The sequence below is a fragment of the Niveispirillum sp. GW835-FHT14G11 genome (assembly GCF_058793615.1).
Genome location: NZ_JBXAFZ010000002.1, coordinates 24,065 through 50,754 on the forward strand (window position 1 = coordinate 24,065; position 26,690 = coordinate 50,754).

Annotated in this window: 20 protein-coding genes; 9 read left to right on the forward strand and 11 right to left on the reverse strand. The window is 63.4% G+C overall.

What is annotated here, in order from left to right; translation table 11 throughout:
- Positions 1–2 precede the first annotated feature (2 nt).
- A complete protein-coding gene (locus tag AC1Q7F_RS03735) occupies positions 3–896 on the forward strand; it encodes an alpha/beta hydrolase (RefSeq protein ID WP_492503936.1) in 894 nt (297 codons plus the stop codon).
- Positions 897–1,091: 195 nt separating this feature from the next.
- Here the strand turns inward: AC1Q7F_RS03735 and AC1Q7F_RS03740 are convergent, their stop codons facing one another.
- Positions 1,092–3,029, reverse strand: coding sequence for a TonB-dependent receptor domain-containing protein (locus AC1Q7F_RS03740; RefSeq protein ID WP_492503938.1), 1,938 nt, complete (start codon positions 3,027–3,029; stop codon positions 1,092–1,094).
- Between the two features lie 209 nt (positions 3,030–3,238).
- Between AC1Q7F_RS03740 and AC1Q7F_RS03745 the strand changes: the two genes are divergently transcribed.
- Positions 3,239–4,405 (forward strand): GGDEF domain-containing protein, encoded by a 1,167-nt coding sequence (locus AC1Q7F_RS03745; protein ID WP_492503940.1) that lies wholly within the window; start codon positions 3,239–3,241, stop codon positions 4,403–4,405.
- A 71-nt stretch (positions 4,406–4,476) separates the two neighbouring features.
- Entirely contained in the window at positions 4,477–5,310 is an 834-nt protein-coding gene (kynA, locus tag AC1Q7F_RS03750) for a tryptophan 2,3-dioxygenase (protein WP_492503942.1), read from the forward strand.
- A 12-nt stretch (positions 5,311–5,322) separates the two neighbouring features.
- On the opposite strand, the gene AC1Q7F_RS03755 is transcribed toward kynA, so the two are convergent.
- Together AC1Q7F_RS03755 and aptA are read right to left on the reverse strand one after the other, a co-directional pair.
- On the reverse strand, positions 5,323–6,774 hold the full coding sequence (locus AC1Q7F_RS03755; protein WP_492503944.1) for an NCS1 family nucleobase:cation symporter-1: 1,452 nt from the start codon (positions 6,772–6,774) through the stop codon (positions 5,323–5,325).
- A 27-nt stretch (positions 6,775–6,801) separates the two neighbouring features.
- On the reverse strand, positions 6,802–8,130 hold the full coding sequence (gene aptA, locus AC1Q7F_RS03760; protein ID WP_492503946.1) for an omega-aminotransferase AptA: 1,329 nt from the start codon (positions 8,128–8,130) through the stop codon (positions 6,802–6,804).
- 132 nt (positions 8,131–8,262) lie between these two features.
- On the opposite strand from aptA, the gene mprF reads away from it, so the two are divergent.
- Together mprF and AC1Q7F_RS03770 are read left to right on the forward strand one after the other, a co-directional pair.
- Entirely contained in the window at positions 8,263–10,833 is a 2,571-nt protein-coding gene (gene mprF / locus AC1Q7F_RS03765) for a bifunctional lysylphosphatidylglycerol flippase/synthetase MprF (RefSeq protein ID WP_492503948.1), read from the forward strand.
- A complete protein-coding gene (locus AC1Q7F_RS03770; RefSeq protein ID WP_492503950.1) occupies positions 10,830–12,098 on the forward strand; it encodes a virulence factor family protein in 1,269 nt (422 codons plus the stop codon). Before mprF ends, AC1Q7F_RS03770 begins: the two co-directional genes overlap by 4 nt.
- A gap of 294 nt (positions 12,099–12,392) precedes the next feature.
- On the opposite strand, the gene AC1Q7F_RS03775 is transcribed toward AC1Q7F_RS03770, so the two are convergent.
- From AC1Q7F_RS03775 to AC1Q7F_RS03795, 5 genes are all read right to left on the reverse strand, one after another.
- Positions 12,393–14,240 carry a TniQ family protein gene (locus AC1Q7F_RS03775; protein ID WP_492503952.1) on the reverse strand — a complete coding sequence of 616 codons (1,848 nt, stop codon included), beginning with the start codon at positions 14,238–14,240 and terminating at the stop codon, positions 12,393–12,395.
- A complete protein-coding gene (locus AC1Q7F_RS03780) occupies positions 14,237–15,334 on the reverse strand; it encodes an ATP-binding protein (protein WP_492503954.1) in 1,098 nt (365 codons plus the stop codon). Before AC1Q7F_RS03780 ends, AC1Q7F_RS03775 begins: the two co-directional genes overlap by 4 nt.
- Positions 15,335–17,512 carry a TnsB C-terminal domain-containing protein gene (locus AC1Q7F_RS03785; RefSeq protein WP_492503956.1) on the reverse strand — a complete coding sequence of 726 codons (2,178 nt, stop codon included), beginning with the start codon at positions 17,510–17,512 and terminating at the stop codon, positions 15,335–15,337. It lies immediately after the preceding gene.
- A 16-nt stretch (positions 17,513–17,528) separates the two neighbouring features.
- Positions 17,529–18,314, reverse strand: coding sequence for a PDDEXK family nuclease (locus AC1Q7F_RS03790; protein WP_492503958.1), 786 nt, complete (start codon positions 18,312–18,314; stop codon positions 17,529–17,531).
- Positions 18,315–18,503: 189 nt separating this feature from the next.
- Positions 18,504–20,600 carry an AAA family ATPase gene (locus AC1Q7F_RS03795; RefSeq protein ID WP_492503960.1) on the reverse strand — a complete coding sequence of 699 codons (2,097 nt, stop codon included), beginning with the start codon at positions 20,598–20,600 and terminating at the stop codon, positions 18,504–18,506.
- Positions 20,601–20,994: 394 nt separating this feature from the next.
- Between AC1Q7F_RS03795 and AC1Q7F_RS03800 the strand changes: the two genes are divergently transcribed.
- Entirely contained in the window at positions 20,995–21,384 is a 390-nt protein-coding gene (locus tag AC1Q7F_RS03800; protein WP_492503962.1) for a ribbon-helix-helix domain-containing protein, read from the forward strand.
- Between the two features lie 6 nt (positions 21,385–21,390).
- Here AC1Q7F_RS03800 and AC1Q7F_RS03805 read toward each other — a convergent pair whose 3' ends face one another.
- Complete coding sequence (locus tag AC1Q7F_RS03805) at positions 21,391–21,570, reverse strand: hypothetical protein (protein ID WP_492503964.1); 180 nt, start codon at positions 21,568–21,570, stop codon at positions 21,391–21,393.
- A 142-nt stretch (positions 21,571–21,712) separates the two neighbouring features.
- On the opposite strand from AC1Q7F_RS03805, the gene AC1Q7F_RS03810 reads away from it, so the two are divergent.
- Together AC1Q7F_RS03810 and AC1Q7F_RS03815 are read left to right on the forward strand one after the other, a co-directional pair.
- Complete coding sequence (locus tag AC1Q7F_RS03810; protein ID WP_492503966.1) at positions 21,713–22,585, forward strand: endonuclease/exonuclease/phosphatase family protein; 873 nt, start codon at positions 21,713–21,715, stop codon at positions 22,583–22,585.
- A gap of 29 nt (positions 22,586–22,614) precedes the next feature.
- Positions 22,615–22,800: a hypothetical protein gene (locus tag AC1Q7F_RS03815; protein ID WP_492503968.1), complete on the forward strand. Its 186-nt coding sequence runs from the start codon at positions 22,615–22,617 to the stop codon at positions 22,798–22,800.
- Positions 22,801–22,922: 122 nt separating this feature from the next.
- Here the strand turns inward: AC1Q7F_RS03815 and AC1Q7F_RS03820 are convergent, their stop codons facing one another.
- Positions 22,923–23,525, reverse strand: a complete 603-nt coding sequence (locus AC1Q7F_RS03820) for a hypothetical protein (protein ID WP_492503970.1) — start codon at positions 23,523–23,525, stop codon at positions 22,923–22,925.
- 59 nt (positions 23,526–23,584) lie between these two features.
- Positions 23,585–25,528, reverse strand: coding sequence for a hypothetical protein (locus AC1Q7F_RS03825; RefSeq protein ID WP_492503972.1), 1,944 nt, complete (start codon positions 25,526–25,528; stop codon positions 23,585–23,587).
- A 408-nt stretch (positions 25,529–25,936) separates the two neighbouring features.
- Here AC1Q7F_RS03825 and AC1Q7F_RS03830 point away from each other — a divergent pair, with 408 nt between their 5' ends.
- Positions 25,937–26,665, forward strand: a complete 729-nt coding sequence (locus AC1Q7F_RS03830; protein WP_492503974.1) for an endonuclease — start codon at positions 25,937–25,939, stop codon at positions 26,663–26,665.
- Positions 26,666–26,690: the final 25 nt, after the last annotated feature.

The following is a 26,690-nucleotide window of genomic DNA, read 5'->3' on the forward strand; positions in this document are numbered from 1 at the left end:
TCATGCGTCGTTTCCTCGCCCCGCTTTGCGCTCTGTTCTTCGCCACGCCCACCCTGGCTGCCGATCTGCCGCCGCTGCTGACCTACAAAGAACTGTCGGCGCGGCCCCGGGTGACGGGCGGACTGCGCATCGCCTATGGGGCGGCGGCGCAGCAGTTCGGCGAACTCTGGCTGCCCACGGGGAACGGGCCGCATCCGCTGGTCATCCTGGTTCATGGCGGCTGCTGGCTGGCCGAATATGCGGGCTTCGACCTGATGGGGCCCATGTCGGCGGCGCTGCGTGACCAGGGCATCGCCGTCTGGAATATCGAGTATCGCAAGCTGGGGGAAGCGGGCGGCGGCTATCCCGGCACGTTCCAGGACGTGGCGGCCGCGGTGGACCATGTCCGCACCCTGGCCGGCACCTATCCGCTTGACCTGACCCGCGTGGTGCTGTCGGGCCATTCGGCCGGCGGTCACCTGTCATTATGGGCAGCAGGGCGCGGCAGCCTGCCTACCGACAGCCCGTTGAAGACCCCTGACCCGCTGCCCGTTCGCGGCGTGGTGTCCCTGGCCGGCATCGTCGACCTGCGGGATTATCACGTGCGCGGACCCGACGCGTGTGGCGGGCCCGGCACCATCGACCGGCTGATCGGCAGCGCCGAACGCCAGGGCAACCCGTTCGTCGACACCTCCCCCGGCGAAGCGCCGGTGAAGGACCTGCCCCTGACGCTGGTGTCGGGCACCCGCGACGCCATCGTTCCGCCCAGCTTCGCCCAGCATTACGCGGCCAAGGCGGCGGGACCGGAGCTGCGCGAGCTGGAGATCGACGGGGCGGGGCATTTCGAACTGATCACGCCGCAATCCGATGCCTGGGCGGTGATCCAGGCCGACATCCGCGACCGGTTGCGGCGGTGACCTTTAGGATGTGTCAGTTTTAGACAGGATCTTCTGTCCCGCCTTCCCGGCGAAGGCCGGGACCCAGGGGCCAAGCGCCCGACTTATCGGCAGATTTGATAGACGCTGCGTATAGATTTGATCCTGTGGCCCCTGGGTCCCGGCCTTCGCCGGGAAGGCGGATAAAATGGTGATTCTATTTAAATCTGACAGACTCTAAAACCGTGTCGTTGCCGCCATCCGCCAAGCCCGGCCGGTCAGGGGCTCATACTCCCCATCGCCATTGACGTCCCACCCATAGCCGTCGAACAGGTTCTGTACCTGGGCGCGCAGGCTGACCTCCCGTCCCCACATATCCACGTCCCGCCGCAGGCCCAGATCGACCAGCGTATAATCCGGCGCATCGGCCAGATTGTCGCCGCGCGCCGTGGTCTTCGCCCGGTGGTCCACGGTCAGATCCACCGACAGCCCTGCCAGGAAGTCCGGCGCATAATCCAGGCTGGCCTGCCATTGCAGCTTTGTCTGCCCCACGGGCCGCCGCCCGATCAGGCCATCACGCACCTCCGGCCCCTGCACCACCGGGTCCAGCAGCACGGCCCCCAGTACGACCGACAGGCCGGGCGCCGGGTTGCCGGACAGCGACGCCTCCACCCCCCGGTGCCGCACCGTGCCCAGGAAGCCGTAGATACCGTCCGCATCCACCCCGTCATAGGGGCGGCGCACATCGAAGACGGAACTGGTCAGCACCATGGGCCCCAGCCCGACCCGTACCCCCAGCTCGCGCTGCGTGGTCTTCACCGCTGGCAGCACCGCGTTGCGGTTCACGGCGGTGATGGGGGCCGATCCGCTTTCCTCCAGCCCGCGCGAATAGCTGGCATAGGTGACCAGGCCATTGTCGAACCGCCAGGCCGCGACCGCGTTATAAAGCCAGGGGGCCGACGATCCATGCGCCCGGCCGCCGGCACCGGGCCGCGTCGTCTTCGCGTAATCGGCCTTCTGCAGCCCTGCACCCACATCCAGCCGCCCATCCCAGGACAGGTTATAGGCCAGGCCCAGCGTATATTGTTGCACCCGGTCCACATCCTGGGGCACGTCGAAATCCACATTGGGCCGCGTCACCGACGGAGGCGCATCCAGGGGCCAGGGGCCGTAATCGACCTCCACATCCCCGCCCTTGTGGCTTTTCTTGGACAGGCCGCGCCCGGCCAGGCTCAGCGTATGGCCGGCCTTGCCGTCCAGCCATTGATAGGCCAGCGACGCCTCCCCCGACAGGGCTTCATAGCGGGTGGCGGGCAGCAGGACATGCAGCATCCGTCCCTGCCGGTCCGGGTCCACCGCCATCAGGGCGAAGGCGTCATAGGGCAGCCGGTGCACCGACCGGAACAGCCCGGCCCGCGCCACCAGCCCCTCGGCCAGGCCCGCATCCAGGATCAGGCCCTGATTTTCCGTCTCATACGCCCAATCGGCCCACGGCAAAGAATGGTCCACATCCCGGTTCACGCGGGGCGGCAGATAGGGGCCACCCGGCAGATAGCTGGGCACCACTTCGCTGTCATGCATGCGGTCCCAGTCGGCAAAGGCCGTGATCTCCACATCCTCCCCCAGCTTCAGGCGCGGCACCAGGCCCGCCGACCAGCCGCGATAATCCCCGCCAAAGCCACCATTATGATCCGGACTGCCCGCGACCCCGGCCGAGAGCCGGAACCGCGCGTCGCTGGAGACATAGCCCGTGTCCAGTTCCATAAAGGGCGATCTGAACGGATCGATGCCCAGCGTCAGTTCCGCCCCGGTCGCATCCGGATCGCGCAAGGCCAGATCGGCGATGCCCGATGGGGCCGGGAACAGCAGGCCGACGGTATTCAGGCCCACCCGGATGCTGGACGCTTCCACCACCCGGTCGGAAAGCTCACCCTGCTGGGAGATATAGAGCCCCTGCAGCCGGATATTGCCCGCGCTGTCGGGACTGAATCCGCGAACATTGCCTTCATCATAAAGCCCGATGGACTCAGTGCCGACGCGCAGGCCGAAGGCATCGACGGCGTTGCGCACGACATTATCATCGCCGGCATTCTGCGCCGCCGCCAGGGGCGCGCAGGTCAGCAGCACCGCAGCCGACAGGGCCGGGACGCGCCGGAAAGTCATCGTTGAGGGCATGGGATCGCTGCCTGTTCTTGGTTAACGCTTCTTGGCAAGGTCGCGGACCCTAGCACAGGGAAAATACATCCGTCATCGGATATGTTGTGCCAACCAACTCCCCAACCCCGGTGGTTCCTTCTAAACCTATGCGATTGGACTGTTTCCCTGATCGTCGCCTGGGTTTAGTTGATGGAGCATTGAGGGCGCAGACCTTGGGGGAGGATGCATTGACCGCGGATCGCCATGTAGTGGGCCGGCTGACGGCCGGCTATGTGATCGCATTGACCCTGATCGCGTTGCTGTCGGGCGGCGTGCATCTGCTGCTGGACAATGTCATCGCCGAACAGCGCGACGCTGCCACCATCATCAATGTCGCCGGACGTCAGCGCATGCTGTCGCAACGCATCGCCCTGCTGGGTACCGACCTGCACCAGGGCAACGAAAGTGCCCGCCAGCCGCTGATCGATGCCATCGCGCTGATGCGCCGGTCACAGGATGCGCTGGTTCATGGCAATGATTTGGGTATCTCCAATCCCTTGTCAAAGGACGCCGGCGCCCATTATTTCCAGGGCCCGACGCCCCTGGACGCCGCCGTGCATGCCTTCCTGGCAGATGCCGCCCTGTTTGCCGATACCGGCGATCCCGCCGCCTATGGCCGCTTCCACAGGGCTGCACGCGATACGCTGCTGCCGGCCCTGGACCATGCCGTCACCATATTCGAGACGGAGGCCAATGGCCGAACCCATTGGCTGCGCGAGGCGCAGAAGGTGGTGTTGGCCATCCTGCTGACCACGCTTCTGGCCGAAGCCTTCTTCATCTTCCGGCCCATGGTGACGCGCATCCGGCTTTATGCCGGCCGCCTGTTTGATCTGGCCACGCGCGACGGGCTGACCGGCCTGCCCAACCGCCGCTTCCTGGTCGATAGCGGCGAAAGCGCCATCATCCAGGCGCGGCGCGACGGGACGGATCTTTCCTGCCTGCTGGTCGATCTGGATCATTTCAAATCCATCAATGACCGGTTCGGCCATGCCACGGGCGACGCCGTCCTGGTCCGCTTCGCCGAACTGGCCCAGATGGCCCTACGACAGGGCGATATGGTCGGCCGCACGGGCGGGGAGGAATTCGCCATCCTGCTGCCGGGTGCTGGCGAGGCCGGGGCGCTGCTGGTGGCGGAAAAGCTGCGCGCCATGCTGGAGGCCGACCGCAGCGACACCTACCCGGCCTTCACCGCCAGCATCGGCGCCACCACACTTGCCCCCGGCGATCGCGGACTTGATGATCTGATGTCGCGCGCCGATGCCGCGCTGTACGTGGCCAAGGGCCTGGGCCGCAACCGCGTGCGGTTCGAGGCTGCCCGGCCGCCAGAACCGCATGGCGCGATGAGTGTGGCCTGAGGGCTGCTATTGACGGCCATCGTTGCAAGTGAAATGGTCCCGGCATTCCAACCCAGCCGGTGCCCTGCCCCATGAAGCCCAACGCCGTCGATCTGTCCCAAGAAGGGGTGCATCAGGCACCCGACCTGTCCTATGGCGCCTATCTGGGGCTGGACCAGCTCCTCTCCTGCCAGCATGCGCGGTCCGGCGAGCATGACGAGCTGCTGTTCATCATCATCCACCAGTCGTCGGAACTGTGGATGAAGCTGTGCCTGCATGAGCTGGCGGCGGCGCGCGAACAGGTCCGTCAGGACGATCTGGGTCCCGCTTTCAAGATGATCGCGCGGGTGGCACGCATCCAGCAGCAGCTGATCCAGGGCTGGGACGTACTGTCGACCATGACGCCCGCCGATTACAGCCGCATCCGCCCGCATCTGGGCCAAAGCTCCGGTTTCCAGTCCTACCAGTATCGGCTGCTGGAATTCATGCTGGGCAACAAGAATGCCGGCACGGTCACCGTGCATCAGGGGATGCCGGCGCTGCATGAACGGCTGGTCACGGCGCTGAACAGTCCGTCGCTCTATGATGAATGCCTGGCGCTGCTGTCCCGGCGCGGCTTCGCCATTCCCGATGCCGCCCTGGATCGCGACTGGTCGCAGCCTTATCAGGGCAGTGCGGCGGTGGAAGCCGCCTGGACCGCCGTCTATCGCGACCCGCATGCACATTGGGAACTGTATGAACTGGCAGAAAAGCTGGTGGACCTGGAATATAGATTCCAGCAATGGCGCTTCAGCCACATGAAGACCGTGGAACGCATCATCGGCTATAAGAAGGGCACGGGCGGCACCGGCGGTGTATCTTATCTGGTCAAGGCGCTGGACTTGTCCTTCTTCCCCGAACTGCTGTCGGTGAGGACGGCACTGTGAGAGGCAGCCTTGTCACCGCCCCCGCATCAGCCCCAGATACACGACCGCCGAAATCCCCAACCCCACGAACCAGGCGTGATTGTAGATCTCCATGAAAAAGCCTGGCATGCCCGTGAAGGCACCGGGGAACGCCGCATGCAGGAAGCCCGGCAGGTTGGGCAGCACAGCCACCATGAAGGCGATCAGGGCCGCCGGGTTCCAGCCGCCCTTGAACCCGTATTCCCCGTCAACCTCGAACAAGGCCGACACGTTCAGCACCTGTTTGCGGATCAGCCAGTAATCGGCCAGCATGATGCCCAGCAGCGGGCCCAGCAGGGCGCCATAGCCGATCAGCCAGGTGAAGATATAGCCGTCCGTCGTCTCGATCAGCTTCCAGGGCATCATGGCGATGCCGATGCCGGCCGTGATGTAGCCGCCGGTGGCGAAACTGACATGGCGGGGGAAGATGGCGGAGAAATCATAGGCCGGACCCACCGTGTTGGCCGCCAGGTTCACGCACAAAGTATCGATGGTGATGATGATCAGGCCGATGGCCACGGCGATGCCTTCCAGCCGCCCGGCCAGATCTACCGGGTCCCACACCGCCTCGCCATAGATGATGATGGTGGCCGACGTCACCGCCACCGACACGAAGGCCAGCAGCGCCATGGGGATGGGCAGGCCCACCGACTGGCCCAGCATCTGGTCCTTCTGGCTTCTGGCGAAGCGGGTGAAGTCGGGGATATTGATGGCCAGCGTGGACCAGAACCCGACCATGGCCGTCAGCCCCGGCCAGAACACAGCCCAGAACTGCCCCTGCTTCGCACCTCCGGTGACGAATTGCGAGGGGGCAGACAGCAGATGCCCGAACCCGCCGGCCTTGTCCCAGGCCCACCAGAGCAGCGCCAGCATGATGACGATCTTCAACGGCGCGGTGATGGTCTCGATCCAGCGGATGCTGTCCGGCCCGCGCCGGATGAACCAGAGATGCAAGGCCCAGAAGAACAGGAAACAGACCAGCTGACCCGGATCGATGCCCAGCCAGCCGATCTTGTCCCCGGCCAGTGCCCCACCCGTCATGATGTTGGCGATGGCATAGATGGCGCTACCGCCCACCCAGCATTGGATGCCGAACCAGCCGCAGGCGATCAGCGCCCGCAGCGCCGCCGGCAGCTTGTTGCCGCGCGTGCCGAAGCTGGACCGGACGATGACAGCGAAGGGCAGGCCGTATTTGGCACCGGAATGCCCGATCAGCACCATGGGCACCAGCACCACCAGATTGCCGGCCAGCACCGTCCCCACCGCCTGGCCCGCCGACATGCCCTGCTGGATCAGGCCAGAGGCCAGCAGGTATGACGGGATGCACATGACCATGCCGATCCACAGCGAGGCATAATGGATCCAGTTCCAGGTCCGCCGCTCCGGCGGCACCGGCGCCAGATCCTCGTTCCAGATATCGGAACCCTTATCGACCGTTCCCGTCATGGACCCCCGTCCCCCTTGCCCGTTGCATCAATCCACGTCCGCCAGTGCCTCGCGGATCGTCCCCACGATCCGGTCGATCTGCGCCTTTTCCACGATCAGCGGTGGCGACAAGGCGATGATGTCGCCCGTGGTGCGGATCAGCAGACCTGCCGCAAAACATTTCAGGAAGGTGGCGAAGGCCCGCTTCGTCGGCTGGCCGGCCAGCGGCTCCAACTCGATGGCGCCGATCAGGCCCAGATTGCGGATATCGACGACATGGCGGGCATCCTTCAGCGAATGCACTGCGTCGGCCCAGTAATGGTCAAGATCGGCGGCGCGGGTCAGCAGCCCTTCCTCCTTATACACCTTCAAGGTGGCAAGGCCCGCGGCGGCGGCCAGCGGATGGCCGGAATAGGTGTAGCCGTGGAACAGCTCGATCACATGGTCGGGCCCGGTCATGAAGGCGTCATAGATGTTCTTCTGGAAGAACACCGCCCCCATCGGCACCGTGGCATTGGTCAGGCCCTTGGCCGCCGTGATGATATCGGGCACCACGCCGAAATAATCGGTGGCGAACGGCGTGCCCAGCCGGCCGAAACCGGTAATCACCTCGTCGAAGATCAACAGCAGGCCGTGCTTATCGCAGATGGCGCGCAACCGCTCCAGATAGCCCTTGGGCGGCACCAGCACGCCGGTGGAACAGGCCACCGGCTCGACAATGACGGCGGCGATGGTGCTGGCATCATGCAGCGCCACGATGCGCTCCAACTCGTCCGCCAGATGCGCGCCCCATGCCGGCTGCCCGCGGGAAAAGGCCTGTTGCGACCGGTCATGGGTATGCGGCAGGTGATCGACGCCGGGCAGCATAGTGGCGAACGCCTTGCGGTTGGTGACGATGCCGCCGACGGAGATGCCGCCGAAGCCCACGCCATGATATCCGCGCTCCCGCCCGATGAAACGGGTGCGCTGCCCCTCGCCCCGCGCCCGGTGATAGGCGAGCGCCACCTTCAGCGCCGTATCCACCGCTTCCGACCCGGAATTGGTGAAGAACACATGGTCCAGGCCGGGCGGCAGCAAGGCGGTCAACTGGGACGCGAAGTCGAAGACACCGGGATGGCCCATCTGGAAGGCCGGGGCATAGTCCATCTCCGCCGCCTGGGCCTGGATCGCCTTCACGATCTCCGGCCGGCAATGACCGGCATTCACGCACCACAGGCCCGCCGTGCCGTCCAGAATCTGGCGGCCGTCATCGGTGCGGTAATACATGCCGCTGGCCGATACCAGCATGCGCGGGGCCTGCTTGAACTGCCGGTTCGCCGTGAACGGCATCCAGAAGGCGTCGAGATTGTTGGTGGACGGATGCGCCGCTGCGGTCACGACACCGCTCCCTCGTTGTTACAAGTGGTCATAGGATGACATAGAAGTCACTTGCCGTGTGCACGAAGTTGGCGGATGACAACCCTAAGCGCCTGACAAGAAACAGGCTTGGTGCAGGAAACACGGGGAACCATGGCTGACATTGCAAGCGATGCCGCCACCCCCTGGCGGGCCTGGGCCAAGGGCGGGGCGACCGGTGCCGTCATCCTGGCCGTGGGCGCGCTCGCCTGGACCGCCCTGTCGCATCTAGCCGCCGAAATCTCCTATCGCGAGGTGGTGGACGCTCTGCGCGCCACCCCACTCTGGGCGTTGGGCGCGGCGTTGGGTGTGACGGCGCTCAGTTTCCTGGCGCTGACGCTCTATGACTGGACGGCGCTGGCTTATGTGGGGCGCCGGGTGCCTTACCCGGTCATCGGCCTCACCTCCTTCTGCGCTTATGCGGTGGGCAATAGTGTGGGGTTCGGGCCGCTGACCGCCGGGGCCATCCGCTATCGTTTCTACACCCCGCACGGGCTGGAGCCGGAGGAGGTGGCGCGCATCGTCGGCTTCGTCACCGCCACCTTCGGGCTGGGGGTGCTGGGGATCACCGCCCTGGGGCTGTTCATCGCCGGCGATGTGACCGGTCTGGGCCTGCCGGGCTGGATCGGCCATGGCGTGGGTGCCTTGGTCCTGGCGGGGCTGGCCGGCCTGGTCCTGGCGGCGGGGCGGCACCGTTTCATCACCATCGGCCGCTGGCGGGTGGATCTGCCGCGTCCGCGCCTGCTGCTGGTGCAGTTCGCGGCCACGCTGGGTGACATCGCGGCGGCGGGCACGGTGCTGTGGCTGCTGCTGCCCACCACCGATATCGGCCTGCCGGCCTTCATCGCCATCTATGCCGTGGCCGTGGGTCTGGGTGTGCTGTCCCATGTCCCGGCCGGGCTGGGCGTATTCGAAACGGTGGTGATCGCCGCCATGGGCGGGCGGACGGATACCGAGCACGTGCTGGGCGCCCTGCTGCTCTACCGCGTCATCTACCATGTCGTGCCGCTGCTGCTGGCCGGTCTGATCGTGGCGCTGCTGGAGACGCGGCGGGTGGCCGTTTTACTGGCCGGCACCCGATTGGTGAGGGCCGGACGGCGGTTGGCCCCGCCCGTGCTGGGGGCACTGACCCTGCTGCTGGCCAGCATGCTGGTGTTTTCCGGCGTGACCCCGGCCGATGACGCCCGGCTGGGCCTGCTGGCCGACTGGCTGCCTTTGCCGCTGGTCGAGGGCGCGCATTTCCTGTCCTCGGTGCTGGGGCTGATGCTGTTCGTGGTGGCGCGCGGCATCACCTACCGGCTGGACGGCGCCTGGTGGGCGGCGGTGTCGATGCTGGGGGCCGGCATCGTGCTGGCCCTGGCCAAGGGCCTGGCCGTGACGGAAATGGTGCTGCTGTCCGTGCTGCTGGGCCTGCTGCTGCTGTCGCGGGGGTCGTTCACGCGCAAGGCATCGCTGCTGCACCAGGCGCTGACGCGCCCCTGGCTGGTGGCTGTAGGTCTGCTGCTGATCACCGCCCTGTCGCTGCTGTTCTTCATCTACAAGGATCTGGACTACGCCCACGAACTATGGTGGCAGTTCGCCTTCTCCGGTGAGGCACCCCGCGCGCTGCGCGCGCTGCTGGGCGTAAGCTTGCTGGCCGGTGTCGGGGCCGCCTGGGTGCTGCTGCGCCCCGCCGTGCTGGCCGAACAGGCCCTGCCCGATGCCGCGACCCTGGCCAAGGCACTCGCCATCATCGACGCCCAGCCGCGTGCCAGCGTGCAACTGGCCTTGCTGGGCGACAAGAAGCTGCTGTTCGCGGAAAATGGCAGCGCCTTCATCATGTATGCCCGCCAGGGACGGTCCTGGATCGCCCTGTTCGATCCGGTGGGGCCGGTGGTGGAATGGGCGCCGCTGATCTGGCGCTTCGTGGAAATGGCCCGCGCCTCGGGCGGCCGCGCCGTCTTCTACCAGGTGGCGCCGGAAAATCTGGCGCTGTACGCCGATGCCGGCCTTGTCGCCTTCAAGCTGGGGGAGGAGGCGCGGATCGATCTGCCGACCTTCGAGCTGAAGGGGGCCAAGCGCGCCAACCTGCGCAACAGCTTCAACCGCTGTGAAAAGGCCGGGCTGGAATTCGCCCTGGTCCCGGCCGATGGTGTGCCGGCGATCCTGGATGCGTTGCGCGCCGTGTCGGACGATTGGATGGCAGCCCATAATGTGCGGGAGAAGCGTTTCTCCCTGGGCGCCTTCATCCAAGCCTATATCGCATTGCGCCCCGTCGCCGTGGTGCGGCAGGAGGGTCGGATCGTGGCCTTCGCCAGCCTGATGATGACGGGGGAGCGGGTGGAGGCCAGTATCGATCTGATGCGATTCTCCACCCATGCCCCACCGGCCGTGATGGAATATCTGCTGCTGCGCCTGATCCTGCATTTCAAGGCCGAAGGCTATCTGCGCTTCAACCTGGGCATGGCACCCTTGTCCGGCCTGTCGGCCAGTGCCGTGGGCCTGTGGCAGCAGGTGGGCCGCACCGTCTATGAACGTGGCGACCGGTTCTATAATTTCAGCGGGCTGCGCGCCTTCAAATCGAAGTTCGGACCACAGTGGGAGGCGCGCTACATGGCCGTGCCCGGCGGGCTGAACCCGATGCTGGCGCTGGCCGATATCACGGTGCTGATCGCTGGGGGCTTGCGGGGAGTGGTGGGCAAATGAAGGCGCGTTCCGTGCTCTTGGTGCTGCTGGTGGCGGGACTGGCCGGCCTGACGGTGCCGGCCTGGTGGACCCACCGGTATGATATCGCGCCCCCGCGCGTGACGCTGCCGCCCAATGACCTGCTGGGCCCGGTGCGGGTGATGGAGGGCAAGGGCGGCGGCAAGGGTCCCGTCATCATGCTGTTCTCCGGTCCCGAGGGCTGGGATGCGCACAGCGACCATCTGGCCCGCCGCCTAGTGCATGCAGGCAGCACGATCATCGGGATGGACCTGAAGGCGGTGACCGGTGGCATCGCCAAGGCCGAGGGCGACTGTATCGATCCCATCTGGGCCGTGCAGGACATATCCCAATCCGCCCAGCGCAGCCTGGGTCTGAAACAATATGCCCTGCCTATCCTGGTCGGCACCGGTGCCGCGGCCGACATGGCGCTGGCCATCGCCGCCACGGGCACGCCCGCCATCCTGGGCGGCGTCATCGCAGTGGATGATGGAAAGGGCGCGCCCCCTCCCCGCCCCCTCTGTATCAACCCGCGGGGCAAGGATGTGCCCGTGACCCGGCCCACCGGCGGCGGCCGTCCGGGTGAACGGCTGGTGGCCGAACTGGCGCGGCGCTCCGACGCACATGGCGCCGATGCATTGTCCGACCTGCCGCTGACCGAACTGCCGGCCCAGGCGTCGCATGGCGTGCTGGCCATCGTCTATTCCGGGGATGGCGGCTGGCGCGATCTGGACAAGGACATTGCCGAACATCTCCAGTCCCATGGCGTGCCGACGGTGGGCGTGGACATGCTCCGCTATTACTGGTCCTGGCGCTCGCCGGAGGATAGTGCCGCCGACCTGTCCCGTCTGATCGCCCATTACCGCCAGGCATGGGGCATCGATAAGGTGGTGCTGGTGGGATATTCCTTCGGCGCCGACGTCATGCCCGCCCTGTACAACCTGCTTCCTGCCGATCAGCGGGCCAGCGTGGCGCAGATTTCCCTGCTGGCCCTGTCGGCCCGTGCCAATTTCGAGGTGACGGTGGGCGAGATTCTGACCGCCAACAGCGAAAGCACCCAGCCCACCCGTCCCGACCTGGACCGCATCGACCCGACGCTGCTGCAATGTTTCGAAGGCAAGGAGGATGAGGACGGGGTGTGCGAGACATTGGCGGGCACGGGGATCGAGATCGTCACCACCGAAGGCGGCCACCATTTCGATGGCGACTATGACAAGCTGGCGGAAACGATTCTGGCCGGCATCGACCGGCGCCTGAAAGCCAACTGACCACGCTATCGGACGCGAACCCATGACAGCGCCCGCCTTCGCCCCGCCCGCCCCCGTGACCCTGAATAAGGAATTCAGATTCGGGCTCTGTTCCCGCTGTTGGCGGGCCCTGTGATGCTTACATGGTTAAAAATCGGGGAAAACTGTGGCGAAATGAAAATAGTGCCCTAAATAATCTGTAAGTTACTGATTTGAATAGAGCTAAGCTCAACAGAAAATAATTTAATACTCACAAAGAAACTGAAAAATAAATCAAAAATTGTCAAAAATAAAGCCGCCCAAAGGCGGCCAAAATTATTTACTTTTAATCAAGCGAGATAAATCTGATCTTAGATAGAATCTGGCAGAGCCATATACAGATTCGATTGCCACTTTTAAATCATCACTTGAGATTATGTTGCAAACGTTCCGATATCCATACTCCTTGCAAGCCCCTTCAAACGAGATATACTTTCCGTCGAATCTATCTAAATCATCAATATGAATCGATAAACATTTTTGTCCACTCTTACAGGTTGAGTTCTCATAAGGAAGAATTCCCCTCAATGTGAGAGAATTAATAGTGATTGAACTCCATTTTTTATATTTTGCCGCCTCCTTAATCGTAAATGAAGTCTTCTTATTGTTGTGCTGCATAATTCGCTCAATTTCTTCTGGATCGACAATAATGGAGGCGCATCCGTTAGATAATACATTGCGCGCAACACGTACTAGCTTACCATCCAAAAGTAATTCGAATACCGTTTCTAAATCTGCTGATGTGGATGAAGCAGCGGTATAGATGTCCAACATGCCGATCTGGGCTTCCTCCATCGTCACGAATGAAAACAGACGATTGAAAAAATCCTCCAAGGTAGATTTGGAGAAAAGTGAATCGCATGTACTGCCATTATCATCTGGAACATAAGGAGAAATATGGCCTGACTTAGCGAGGCGTCGAAAGGAAGTTAACGGAATTCCAAGGTGAGCAGCGGCGTCTTTAGAAGATAGAATTCCACGAAGCGGCTCTAAAATTGGAGCGATGCTTTCAACATCGAACACGACTTTTTCATTGGGGATGCTTTTATACCTACGGTCGATCACGCCTTTCATGACTAGGTACTTTCGCAATGTCTCTACCTTGACATTAAACTCCTGAGCGGCTGTTAGGATTGACCATACTTTCCGTTCCTCAATTGGCCGGCCGAATACCGGGACAAAGGATTCTACCGGTAATCCATCCTGCATAATGGATCGAATGAAATTCCGAACAGGATCAAAGTCAGAATCCGCCATCGTATCTTGTAGCCATTCATAAAGAAGGCCAAATAGTTTTCCCCCCGCGACCCGTCCCTCCATGTTCCAAAACGCGGCTACCAGTTTGCTTAACATCTCGCGCAATGCTTGGGGACCTGTCAGCAGAATTTCATAGCCCGCAGCGCCAGCAGCAGCTACCGTCGCCTCGTCCATTCCCTTGATGCTGACATCAACTCCAAAGAGGGAAACCGCGCCAAGGACTTCACAAAGTCGAACCGCTTTGTAAAAGGGGAGTTCGTTCAGCCACAGGATGTCAACTTTGCTTGCACTTCCTGCGTAAATCCGACCCAGCAGATATCGCTCCAACCCCGTGGACGGGAGGGCAACCGTTTCGATGCCGTCGATAGCCAAACCAGCCATCAGCCGCTCGATCGAGCGGCTGAAATCCAGCTGGGCGGCGGTCCTGCCTTCGGCAATGACCATAAGGGACAGCCCATGAATGGGGCAGGAACGGGCCCATGACAGTTGCCAATGAACACGTTGAAACGGTGCTGCAATTCCATGGCTGGGGTTGGTCGCGATATCATCGGCGAGGCATCGGGGACAAACCCGAATATAGTTCCGGCGCGAATGAGCTGAAATTTCTGCATCGTCACGAACTGCGAAGATCCGAGGTGCTACCTTGATGAACGAGTTCCTCCTGAACGCCGCGACATCCACCCCGGTCAGGCTGCCCAGGATCTGGAGCGCAGCGTCGTTTCCATTGACGATATCGGAGTAAGACAGGCCCATGTCCGAACAGAAGTCAGAAACGTCGGCGCAGCCGTTCCAAGCCGCCAGCCTGGAACAATAGCCGCCGGGGGTTTCATCGTCGTGGAAGGGAAGAATCCAGGCCCGCCTGATCATTTCTTCCCCCCGCGCGTCTTCCGATTAGCCATCTGCAATCCATCCCCAATGCGGGAACCGGACGGCGCGACGCGCTGCCAGTCCAGCACCAGGAAGATGTTCTCTTCACGGGAGCATGCACGCTGCACGGCATAGACCTTGGCGAAGTCCTGCACCTCGACGGCAGTGCTCAGGCCGGCCCTGACCCGCGCCGAGAACGCGGCGCTTCGCGCCATGTCGACAACCGAACCAAGCCCTCCCTCGGCCGCCACGATCAGACGATGCGCGAATTCGTCCGTGAGGATGTCCCTCGTCACTGCCATGCCGGCGTGCTTGACAACGATTTCCTGCACGAAGCCTTTGACCAGCCTTGCATCGCCAGGGAACTCCAGCTGTTCCAGGCGATGCGTCCGGCTCCGACGTTCAATCTGGCGATCGAAGCCGATGAACGAGGACAAGGCCGGCAGCCCGGACAGGATCAAGCTGACAGGCCATTCCGTCTGGAGAAGGGACTTCATGTTGTCGCAAAGCTTGACCAGGTCCGTGTGGCCGCTACGACCCATGGCATGGTGAAATTCGTCAATCCAGACGAACCGGACGCCTGCGACCCGCAGGCGAAGCCGGACCTGCTGCCAGATCTGGGATTCCGTCGCGGTGGCCCTCATTCCGGAGTATCCGGTCCGCTCAAGGAATTCCAGGCCAAGCAGTTTGCCGGTGCAGGGGGACGGGGCTGGGAACGCAAGCAGGTTAGGCCCCTCGTTCGGCGTCGATGCATCCAGCTTGCGGCACAGGTTGGCAGTGGCCGCCTCGGAAGACGAGAAATCCCCTTTCTCCAATCCGATGACCTTCCCGATCGACTCCTTCATGAGGCGGGATTTGCCGGCCCCCGACGTGCCGGTGACAGCCAGAATTTCGCCTTCCCGGTCCTCCTCGGAGGTATGGCCCATCGCAAGGGTGCCGCTCACGAATTCCTGCAGGACCTCGCAGAACCGGCCGTCACGGGCCGTCGTGATGTACTTGCGCGGAATCTGCGGAATAGCAGCCATCTTCATGGCTTCCTCCGCTGGGCGCTTCAGCGCGACGGCGCTGGTGCTATCGACCGACGTCGTGTCCATTCAGTCCTCCGTGCTGAGAATAATGTCGCTGAAGTCATCCAAGCCCAGGTCGCCGACCTCGGCCGGCATATCGAACGGCGCCGGCTCGTTCCCGGGCGGCACTCCACGGATCACGCCATCCGCATCAACCCATTCCTCCATCTCCAGGCCCGGCAGTTCCTCGGCCTCGCCGCCACGGGCCTGGAAGTCGAAGGCCTTGAAGACTTCATCGTGGATCCTTTCCATCTCCTCCGCGTCCAAGACCGGCCCCCGGAGCCCTGCGGCACCAGCAGCCGACGCCGCTTCCGCGCGGATCGCCTGAATCGCGGCATTCGCGATGTACGCGGTCAGCGCAGCCGTGTTCGCGTTGCGCTGGCTCAGAGAGCGGCATGCCGCGACCCACTCCTTGCAGCTCACACCGTCGAGCTTCAGCCCCTGCACGGCAGGCTTGGCGACGATCCAACCGTCGGTGCCCTTGACCGAGATCGCGCCCAAGTCGAACGGGTCCACCTTGACGTCGATTTCGGTATCGCGGGCCAGACGGTGCAGCATCTGCAGTTCGGCCGACTGGTAGTAGACGCCAAAGCAGCGAATCCCCTTGCCGCCGACATTCCGCCGCAGCTTGATTCCGAAAATGTGGCGCCTCGTCGTCGGGTCGGGGGGCGGCGTCACGCCGTATTTCCCGGCCAATTCCTTCCACATCTGGAACGGCGTCGCACCGGCGAGTTCATGATGGGGCCGATGGTGGTAGACATCGACAATCCAACGGATCAGCGTCCGCTCCAAGGTAGCCAGGTCGACGCAGGCATTCGCCTGGGAGTCGTAGTCGCCCCTTGCCACTACGTTCTCGAACGTCTGCCCGGAAAAGTTATGGAAAAAGTCCTGCTGCACCGTACCGAAGAACCTTTCGATGCGGCCGCGCATCTCCGGGTGCTTGGCCGGAGGGTAGTGGCAGGTAGCGCCAAGGTCGGAGATCGCCGCCGCCGTGGCGGCCGCGGCGAAGGAAGTGCCGTTATCCATGGACACCGCCTCGGGCGTGCCGTGCATGGACCATTCCGACCGGCATCCCGCAGCGCGGGCGATCTCCGACTTGCCCATGACAGCCATCGCCAAGGTGGAGATGGCGCTCGCCGACGACGGAGCCGACGTAATTCGGAATCCCAACACGCACCGGCTGGCGCAATCGATGGCAATCGAGATCCATACCCGCTTGACCAGGGCAGCTTGCTTTCGCTGCTCAAGGCTGAGCGTCTTCCAGATCCCGATGTCGACGAGCAAAGTCTGCAATGGGACATTGCACTCGTCCATCTCGACCTTTTCCAGGGGGCGGAGGACGGCGTCGCCGCCATGGATGATCGCGAACTTCCGCCGGGCGACCTCCCGACCACGGCGCGCCGCCGTCAGCTGGAAGGGATCCAGAATCTTGGCCATCCTGAGCCGGAACGTCTGGTAGCTCACCCCCGTCAGCGCAGGCACACCCTGGGCGGCCAGTTCCTCGTTCCTCCGGGCCAGGGCCGCCTGGTAGTCCCGGAACACCATGCGCTTGGTATCGCGGTTCGCGCTGGCGTAGTTGCGGGCATGCGCGTCGACCAACTCCCACTCTTCCGGCCCCTTGCGGGGCGTCCTGTTGCCCCGGGCAGCCAAATTGGCGGACAGCGCTGCGGCGACATAACCGCCCGCGGCAAAATCACGGAGCCACCGCCGGAGCGTCGACGGCGTCGGGGGCGGGAAGACCTTGGTATCGGTCACGCACGACCCCTTCGACCCGGCGTCCTGAACCTGCAGCATGACGATCGACGGCGCGATCTCCAGGATCGCCTTCCGCATGGACTCGTCCGATCGGGTCACGTCCCTGCGGGCTTTCTCAAGCTGCATGAACCGCCGGCAGAACTCGGTCCGGACCATAACCCGCCTCTGCTCCCGCGCCGGCAGGTCGCCCAGCATGCCGTCCTGGCCCTTTGCCATGCGGATGGCAGTCGTGGGCAGGTAGAAATCCTTGGCCCAGGAAAGGCTGCCGGCACGGACATGGTTCGCAAGATCCGCGTGGGTGAAGAATTCCTGCAGATCGTCCTGGTCGGTGCGAGCCATTACGTATCCGCGATCGCTGACAGAAGCGGCACGATAGGGCCGGTTGTTCAGGATCACCTTGTCATGCTTGCCCAGCCGATAGGGGACGGCGGGCTTGTTCATCTGGAGCATGGTTGTTCTCCCCCGATCAAGCGGCGATGGAACGGCAAACGAGGGCTTCGTCGCTGATCGGCCCCCTGGTGAGCTTCAGTACGCCCTCGTCGATCAGGCAGACGGCAGCGTTCCAGCCCCGCGCCGGGGGAAGCCCGGAAAGCGCGGCGAGGTCGCGGATGCCGACGCTTCCCTGCAGGTCCGCGAGGACCGCAGCCACGGCCTCGACGTCGCTGTTGTTGCGGACGGCCCTGGCACGCAGGATCCAACGCGCATTGGACACCCTGTCAGGGGGCAGATGCGCCTCAGTGATGACGAAGAACCTGTCAGCAACCGCCGTGCCGGTCTGGCGGCGGATCAGGGCAATCGTCTCGAGGATGCCGCTCCGATGGATTCTGGCGGATGGTTTCACCGCATAGGCAACCTTGCGTCCGGAAGCGGTCACCGCGATGAAGTCGAAGGTGTGACGGCCCGGCATGCCGTCAAGCTTGATGAATTCCACCGCTGGCGGCTGGTCGTAGACGCAGGCGACGCGCCGGTCAGCAAGGAGGATGTACGCAAGGTTCCTCTCCAGAGTGCTTTCGTAAACGAGGATCCGGCCGGACGAACGGTCCACGACGGTCCCCCTGCAGGATGCATGGCTGTTGATAGCGGGCATCCGCGAGGCAGTGGATTCCGCAGGGGGAATCCAGGCCCCGTCGACGATCTGGCCCGCAACCGGCAGGTCGGGATGAAGCGCGCAATCCGCATTGGCGAACGTGTCCGCGACCGGAAGGCCATGGCGGCGGCGATGGACAGCTTGTGCAATAAGGATTTGGCGCATGGTCAGCTCATCGTTGGCTGAACTCAGGGGCCATCGGGGCAAAGGGAGGGCGGCGCCGTCAGGAACGACGGCGTTCGGAAACCCAGACCCCGACGGTGGCGGGTAGGCAGAGCAACGCTCAGCCTATGTGGCGCGCCGGGTGGTGCTCGGTGGAGTGGATAATGGTGCGGTGGTTGGCGTGGGCGTTGCTCATTGCACGGCTCCAGCGTCATGGGACATCGAGGCGACGATCTCCTCCACCTCGACCCCGGTCAGGGTGCAGCGATCGAGGAGCAAATCGGCAACGACATCCAATACGTGTCGGTGCCGGCGGAGCAGATCCTGGACAGACCGGTACTGTCTGGCAAGCTCGGCCTCAACCTGGGCGGCAAGGGCCGGATCATGACGCAGCACAGAGGCGACGGTCTGAATGTTGACGTGGCCCTTCCAGGCGAGGCCGGAGCCGAAACCGTGGCAGCCCAGCATCTCCGCGGCCAAGGCGGTGGCTTTGGCCAAGTCGCTCTCCGCAGGTCCGCCGGACCCGTTCGCCGGCGATCCGTAGATGATCTCCTCGGCGGCACGGCCGGCCAGAAGCGTGCGGATCATCGCCCGCATCGAGCCACCGGTTTCCATGGCGGCCGGCCTGAAATGGGCGCCGGCACGGTTCTGCCGGACGGTCACCGTTACCAGCTGGCTGGGCAGTTCGACCGCTCCGACAACAGCATGCCCGGCTTCATGGAGGGCCACCCTGCGTAAATAGTGGGCCGGAAGATCCAGCTCCGGCGCGGGGGAGACCTCGGCAAGAAGGTCGCCGATGACCATCGGGCGGGCGGCGCGGCGGGCGCGGCGCTTGGCGCCCTTCACCCAGCATTCGGCATCGGCCCCCGTCCCTCCGAGGCCGGCTGCTGCGATCTCCATGAGATCGACGCCGGGAAGGTGATCACCGAGATGCTCGCGCAGAATCCCCGCGAGCTCATCCTCATCGGGCACCTGGATGTGGAAAATCCGGTCGATCCGACCCGGCCGGATGATCGCGGGATCCATGTCGAGGCGGTTCGCAGCCCCTACGACGACCACGCCCTGGCGAGCAGATCCGTCAAGGAGTTCCAACAGGCGGTTCACGACCTGGATCAAATAGTCCCTGTTCCTGCCCTCCTGCTGTTTCGATCGGTCGGGGGCCGAATCCAACTCGTCAAGGAAGAGGATGCACGGCGCACTCGCCTTGGCCTGTGCGAAGGTCTCTTCCATGGCCCGAAGCATGTGCCCTTGGTGTCCATGGGCTTGCCACGCTCCATACGAGCCGACGATCAAGGGAAGCCCGGCCGTCATCGCCAACCGTTGCGGGAACGTCGTCTTGCCGCAGCCAGGAGGGCCGATAAGCAGGCACCCCTTGTCGATCTCCGACCACTGCAGGCGGCCTTCGACGTAGTCCGTCAGGTCGCGGATCAGTTCACGTCCCCACTCCACGGCCTCATTCATCCCATGGAGGTCGTCCAGGGTAGGGCCTTCTGCGGTCGGAACGCGAACCTTCGCCTCCGCCAGCTGTGCCAGGCGATCAATCCACCGGTCGGCGCCTTCGCCTGGGCGATGGGCGAACCGCAAATCGATCGGCATGAGCAGCCTGCACAGCTGGTCCTGCACCCATACCGCCGGCCGGGTTCCGAACGCGGCCTCCGCGGCATCCGCCAATGCCATTCCATCCAATCGGGGAATGGACAGGCGGTAATCCGCGCCGCTGTCGAGGATCGTGGGGATGGCAGCGTCGGGCGCCACCACCACGAGCACGCCTTTCCCATTCTCAAGAGCCCGCAGCGCAGCCCCTTCAAGGCAATTGAGGGTGTCCGGCGAGCGTTGGGTGGCAGCCTCGATGACAAACCACCTGTCGTCCGGCTGCTCCCGCAAAAGGGATGGCCGGTCTGCACCCTCTTCGTCGTCACCGAGGCTATCGAACTCGTCGGGATCGGCTGCGATCTGGCTGCCCGTGGCGTCTGCTTCCAGTCCCAGTTCGCGCATGATGCAAGCATCCACGCGCGTGTTGGCCGCATGTGCGATCGGTTGTACCCAATCCGACGGCGCTTCAACGACAATGACGGACCCACCGCGCCTCGAAAGCGCCGCGGCGATGTCGGGGGCATCCGCCAACGCACGGTCCAACAGGACCGCCGCCGTGGCGATATGGGGGGCCGGACGTTCGACCTCGACCGCCCCGTTGGGCGCGGGGTCGAGATGTTTCACGATTTTCGCGTGGTACGCATCCGCTGCGGCAGCCAACGCAGATGGCGGCCGGGAAGTCTGATAAAAGGACATGGGAACCTGCCTTGTCCAAGTGTCGTCGGGCCTTCGGCACGAACGTGCGAAGGCGGCTACGCTTGGCGCAGGTCGCTAAGGGCGGGTGTTAGGAAAACGACCGATCCCCTGCGCCTACGCGGCGCAGCATATCTCTTCCAACGCCGTGGACATGGCCGAAAAGGCCACCGGGGCAGTCAAACGGAGAGCATGGTGGAGATGATAGGTCTTCATAGGCCTATGCTCATTCAGCCGAGGGCGTGATGTCAACCAAAAAAACACACGCTGCGGTGGGAACCTCACCTGCCATTGCCATGTCGCCGGCGACCCGGGCGCCGCATGCCGGACTTGGTCGGTGAAGTAGTTCACTGGCGCGATTGACTCAATAGGATAACATACAAGAAGAAAAACAATCATGGAGAGTCAGATGCCGCCTCTTAGCCGCCGCCGCACGATTATTACGAAGGATGATCCCGTACTGGACGAAATGAAGCTGGACCAAGGATCTGAGGTCCACAACATCTACATCGGCAGCCAGCGGACCAGCATCCGCCTTCGGAAATCGGAATGGGAAGGCCTGCGCCATATCGCACAGCGCGAGGGATGCAGCCTTTCCCAGGTGGTCACGGAAATCGACGGCCGGCGGGGCGACACGTCCCTCGCCGGCGCGCTGCGCCTTTTCGCGATCACGTATTTTCGGGAGCTGCTGCGCCTCAAGGAAGCGGCTGGGGATGGTGCCCATCACGCCCAACTCCTCCAGGGAGCGCCAGCGCAGCAAGGTGAACGGCCGTTGGTCCCGACATGACGGAAGTCAGCCCCAATCCCAGATCATGGGCCTCTCCGGCTTGGCTGCGGTCGGCGCCTTCTCATGCGGCGGAGCCAGGCCCTGGCAGCGGCGCTTGGTAGCGATCAACCTGAAAGGGCTGTTGGCGAATTCCTCCGCCGATATGGCATGGGGCTGCATTCCCCCGCCCTCTTCGACTTCGTCCATGACGACCTCCGTGCTGTCGTCGAGCATAGAACAAAATAAGAACATTTTCCAGGCGCCAAAAAATTCCGGGCCACGGTTGAACGGTCACGAAGGAAACGGTAGCCCTGGTCGTACTGCTTCTGCGTCATCCCAGGAGTTCCGAATGCGCCGCAGCCTGCCCTTCCTCCTCGCCGCCCTGCTGTCCGCCCTCCCCACTGCCTCCCAGGCGAAGGAGGTGAAGATAGCCACCTGGAACCTTGGCTGGCTCACCCTGCGCGCCGCCGACATCAACGGGCCGGACGTCGACCCGAAGAAGGCCATCTACCAGAGGACCGACGCGGACTTCACACTGCTGAAGGCGTACGCCCGCCAGCTCGACGCCGACATCGTGGCCCTGCAGGAGGTCGACACCCCCGAGGCCGTAGCGAAGGTTTTCGACACGGCCGAGTACGACATCGTCCTGGGCGACGAAACGGATTTCCAGAGGGCTGGCTGGGCTATCCGCCGCACCGTCCGCTACACGCGGATGCCCGACGTGGCCGCGCTGGACCTGCTCGACGGGCAGCCGCGCTCGCTGCGCAAGGGCGTCGACGTCGTCTTCCACCTGCCCTCCGGCGACCTGCGCGCCCTCGCCGTCCACCTGAAATCCGGATGCTTCAGTCCGAAAAGCCAGAACGACGCCTGCCCTGTCATAGCGAACCAGATGCCGATCGTCGCGCGGTGGATCGACGATCGGCAGACGGAAGGCGTCTCCCTGCTTGTCGCTGGCGACTTCAACCGGCGGCTCAACAGAGAGGACCCGCTCTGGAAGGTGTTGGACGACGGCCCTGCCCCGCTGGCCCTGGCCACCGAGGGCAAAGCAAATGGGTGTTGGTCCGGGGAATACCCCGACTTCATCGACCAGCTGGTGCTTGGCGGCCCGATCGCCGGCCGCGTCGATCCCAAGACCTTCGGCGTGCTTGTCTACAAGGAGACGGAGAAGGCCGACAAGAATCGGGTGTCGGACCACTGCCCGGTCTCCGTACAGGTCAGATGAGGTTCCCGCCGCGCATCTCCCGGACCGCCATGCTGCTGGCCGTCGCGTCCGTCGCGGCGTTCATCGGTGGCGCGGCTGCCCTGGTGGCCTCGGCCTTCTGGATGGCGGAGGTGTTTCTACCGTTGGGGGTCGGTGGGATCGTAGGCGGGTGGCTGCTCTTCGAGCGCTCGATGGAGCGGATCGCCACGGACAGTGAAACCGATGCTGGCAGCTAATGAGCGGAGGCTGCCGACGAGCCATGACGGGCTGGTAGGTGACCCTACCGCCCGTCATGGCTCGTTCATCCTGATCTTGGAATTATTGGCTCGGCCTTCTATGCCCCCACCGATGGCAACGGTCACGAATAGGCGTGACCGCATGCTGCTAGGTTCTTCTTGAACTCATTGTAGATCGTTTCGACAACATGCTCATGCAAGCCGGCAACGAGAATTTCGCGCCGCGAGCCATAGACCGCATAAATGCAGTACCCAGACTTATGTCTCACATGCTCCCCGGCCATCTGGCCGACGTTCTGTGCGCCGGCGTAAAGCGCCAAACCAGGATTGGAGCCGACGACGACCGTCTGAGAGCTACCTTGCGCAGATGCCGTCGGTCCCCAGCCAACTGACCGTACATGCTTGATATCGAACGTCTTCTTGATCCTTGGCACCGAAATCTGGTTGGCATCGATTACGATGCGGGTTGTCACAACGTTCTTGCCACGCCGGGCGAGTAGATAGATCAAGTAGACGATGCACGGGATCGCCAAATAAAGAGACTTTCCGCGCGTCGGATCAATCACGATCAAAGACGGGATGAGGATGATGAAGCAGGACAAAATCTTAGCCGCCGACGACTGCTTCACGAAAACGTCCATTACGACGCTGTCGCCGTCCTTGGAGGTCTTGAAGTCGTAAATTGGCTCAGCAGAAGCAGATTTTACGCGAGTGGAAGCGTGCATTGATCGCATCCTCTTAAAAAGGAATTGCTCGTTTGGGCGAAGCTGGCGCTGGCGTCAGGTCAGCCCAGATAGGTCCAATCGAAGTTCAGGTCCTCGGTGGCGACCAGCAGGCGACCCTCGCCTTGGCCATACTGCATGTAATGGCTCAGCGGATTGACGCCGGCGGCCTTCAGGTCCTGGTTCGCCTCCATGTAAGCTGAAACGTCCAGGTACACGCTCGGGTCGCGGCCCTCACGCCAGCCGTAGTTCATGAAATGGGTCCAGGCATCCATGCCGGCCGCCTTCACGTCGGCATTCTTCGACAGGTAGTAGTCCTTGTCGAACAGGAAGGTGGCCAGGCGGCCCTCGGCCTTGCCAAAGGCATTATAATGCTCCCAGCCGCTGCGCAACCCACCGGCCTCGACGGCGGCGGCCACGTCGGGGTTGGCTGCCAGGTAAAAACCCTCGTCGAAGCCGCCCAGTTTCAGATCGGTGTTCATCCAGAGCCCGACCTTGCCGCCGTCATTGAAGGCGAGAAATTCGACACCCTGGTAGGTGTCGTTTGCACCCTCCGGGCCTGACACCTTTAGGGAACCGTCCGCCTGGCGGGTGACGGTGTAACTGGAGCGCGGGCCGAACAGTCCGGCCACGTCCACACCGGCGCCACCATCCACGGAGTCGTTGCCGCCGCCAGCAACGACATGGTCATTCCCAACTCCAAGGATCAGCCGATCGTCACCGGCGCCGCCCCAGACGCTGTCGGCACCCGTGCCGCCGAAGATCTCGTTGTCCACCGAATTGCCGTTGATCTTGTCGTCACCGGCCCCGGCGCGGACGTTCTCGATGGTGCCGACGATGCCGAGATTGTCTTCACCCCGATAGTTGATGAGGTTTGTCCACAGTGGGAAATTGAAGCGTGGATCGACATTGGTCGCGATTTCTGCGGCGGAGACGCGGAGATTGATGCTCGAAAAGGAATTCGGCGTCAGGTCGATATGCGACTGCATGGTGGATGCGGAAAGGTCGATGGTATCCTTCCCGCCCGCATCGTAGATCACTTCCTTGAAGCCCGTCGCCTGGTTCCAGGAATAGATGTCGTCGCCAGCCGCGGTGCTGTGATTGGCACCGTACAGCTTCTGTAGGGCAAGGATATCCAGGAGGCCGAGGCCGCCGAACTCCACGTTCAGCCCCTTGCCCGTCGCATCGATTCCGTATGTGTTGTTTGCTGCTTCGGTGTACGACATCACGGTGACGATCTTGACCTGCTTGGCAAGGTCGAGGTTCGTCGTGTGCCCGAAGGGGTGGGAGAGGCCCAGCGCGTGTCCGACCTCATGCCGGACAATCATCGCAATGGTCGCCCGGTCGCTTGACGTCAACCCATCCTGGTGCAGGCTGTCCAGCAGCTTGCTGTCGAGGAACACGTCCCCGTCGGCGGCCCCGAAAGTGAGCGAGCTCACGGCGCCGGCGCCATCGACGGCGAGGGAGACGCCCCCCGGTGCATTGCCGAAGCCGGAATCCGTCACGAACCGCGTCGTCACGATGGACAAGGTTTTTCCGGTGTTCTCGGTCCCCTCGGTGAACTTGATGTTCGCCACGGAGGAGAATTTCGCGAGTTCGTCGAGGATGATGGATCTTTCGGACGAGTTGACAGCCCGGAAGCTCGAGGCGGGCCCGGTCACGGGATGGTTCGAGGTAAGAGGGTTCGAAGTCGGGAAGAGATACTTGAGCTCGACGCCGGTGCCCATTCCGATGTCGCTGTTGCGCATCTGGTTGAGTGTGAGGCCCTTGCCAACCGCAAGGTCGATGTTCCAGCGCGCGAGGCCGTAGTCGAATACTCCGCCCGAAACCTGGGAACGCGCGAACAGGATTGCGTCGATATCGGAATCAGAGATGCGGTCGGTGTGGAGGCCAGACGGGTACTGGACTGTCGGGGAGGTTCCAGCGGCATGGAGGTTGTCCAAGCTGGACAGGGCGGCGCAGCATGGGCAGCCGCTGGGGTGCGATAAGGGTGTATCGGTGGACATCTCGTCTCCTCGTGGCGAGCGAGCGCACCTCTCCCACCCCAGCTGGTGCCGGGCGGGTGATACACGCACACGAGGATGCGCCCCCACGGTTTTCCCGTAGGTGTTGTATGTCCGTGGGGCCACCCGGCATAGCGGGAAGCCTCGTGTGCGCATTGGTCGTGCGCACCGTCTCCGGGGTATCACTCCCTTTGACGGCACTCGGGACTATGCCATGGCGTTCGACGTACTGGAAATGCCATTTGCAAATACGGCCCATGAGATGACCGGTTCCGGCGTACATCTCGGTTGCCGATTGTCGATGGCCATCCCCCTCCCCGCGGCCCAACTCGCCGGAGCGCCGTGAAGCCGTTCATATGCGCCCTGCCGAAAACCGGCCTATGCTCCGATCAATCCGGGATGGAGGTGGATATGTCCTGCCGTGCGTTGATCGGCGTGCTGATCCTGCTACTCGGCGCCATCCCGGCGCTGGGCCAACGTCCCACCCGTCCGCTGGCGAACTTCGACAAGGCGAAGGTCGTCGCCCGGGACAGCATCCATGCCAGCCGGCCCGTCGACTACTATTGCGCATGCAGCTACACGCCGAAGAATGAATCGGGGGGCGTGATCGACAAGGCCGGGTGCGGCTTGGTCAGCAGTTCATCCATCGCCACGCGGCTGGACTGGGAGCATGTCGTCCCGGCCTGGTTCTTCGGCAACAAGCGGTCCTGCTGGGCCAAGGTCGGGTGCAAGCCCGGTGTTGAGGGGCGGGAATGCTGCAAGCGTACCGATCCCGAATTCAAGCAGGTGGAGGCGGACCTTCACAACCTCGTGCCGTCGGTCGCGCTGCTGAACGTCGTCCGGTCGAACCACGCCTACGGCATGGTGGCGGGAAACCCCAGGAAGTACGGGCGGTGCGAGTTCGAGGTCGGCGGGGACCCGAAGCGGATCGAGCCGCCGCCGTCCGTGCGCGGCGACCTTGCCCGCATCTGGCTGTACATGATCGACACCTACGGGGTGTCGGTTTCGGACGCCGACCTGGCCGTCCTGAAGCTGTGGTCTCTCGCCGATCCCGTGGATGACTGGGAACGGCTCCGGGACCGACGGATCGAGGCCGCCCAGGGCAACTTCAATCCATATGTGCGGAATGCCGGTCCATGACCATGGCGAGGGCAGGAGGAAAGAG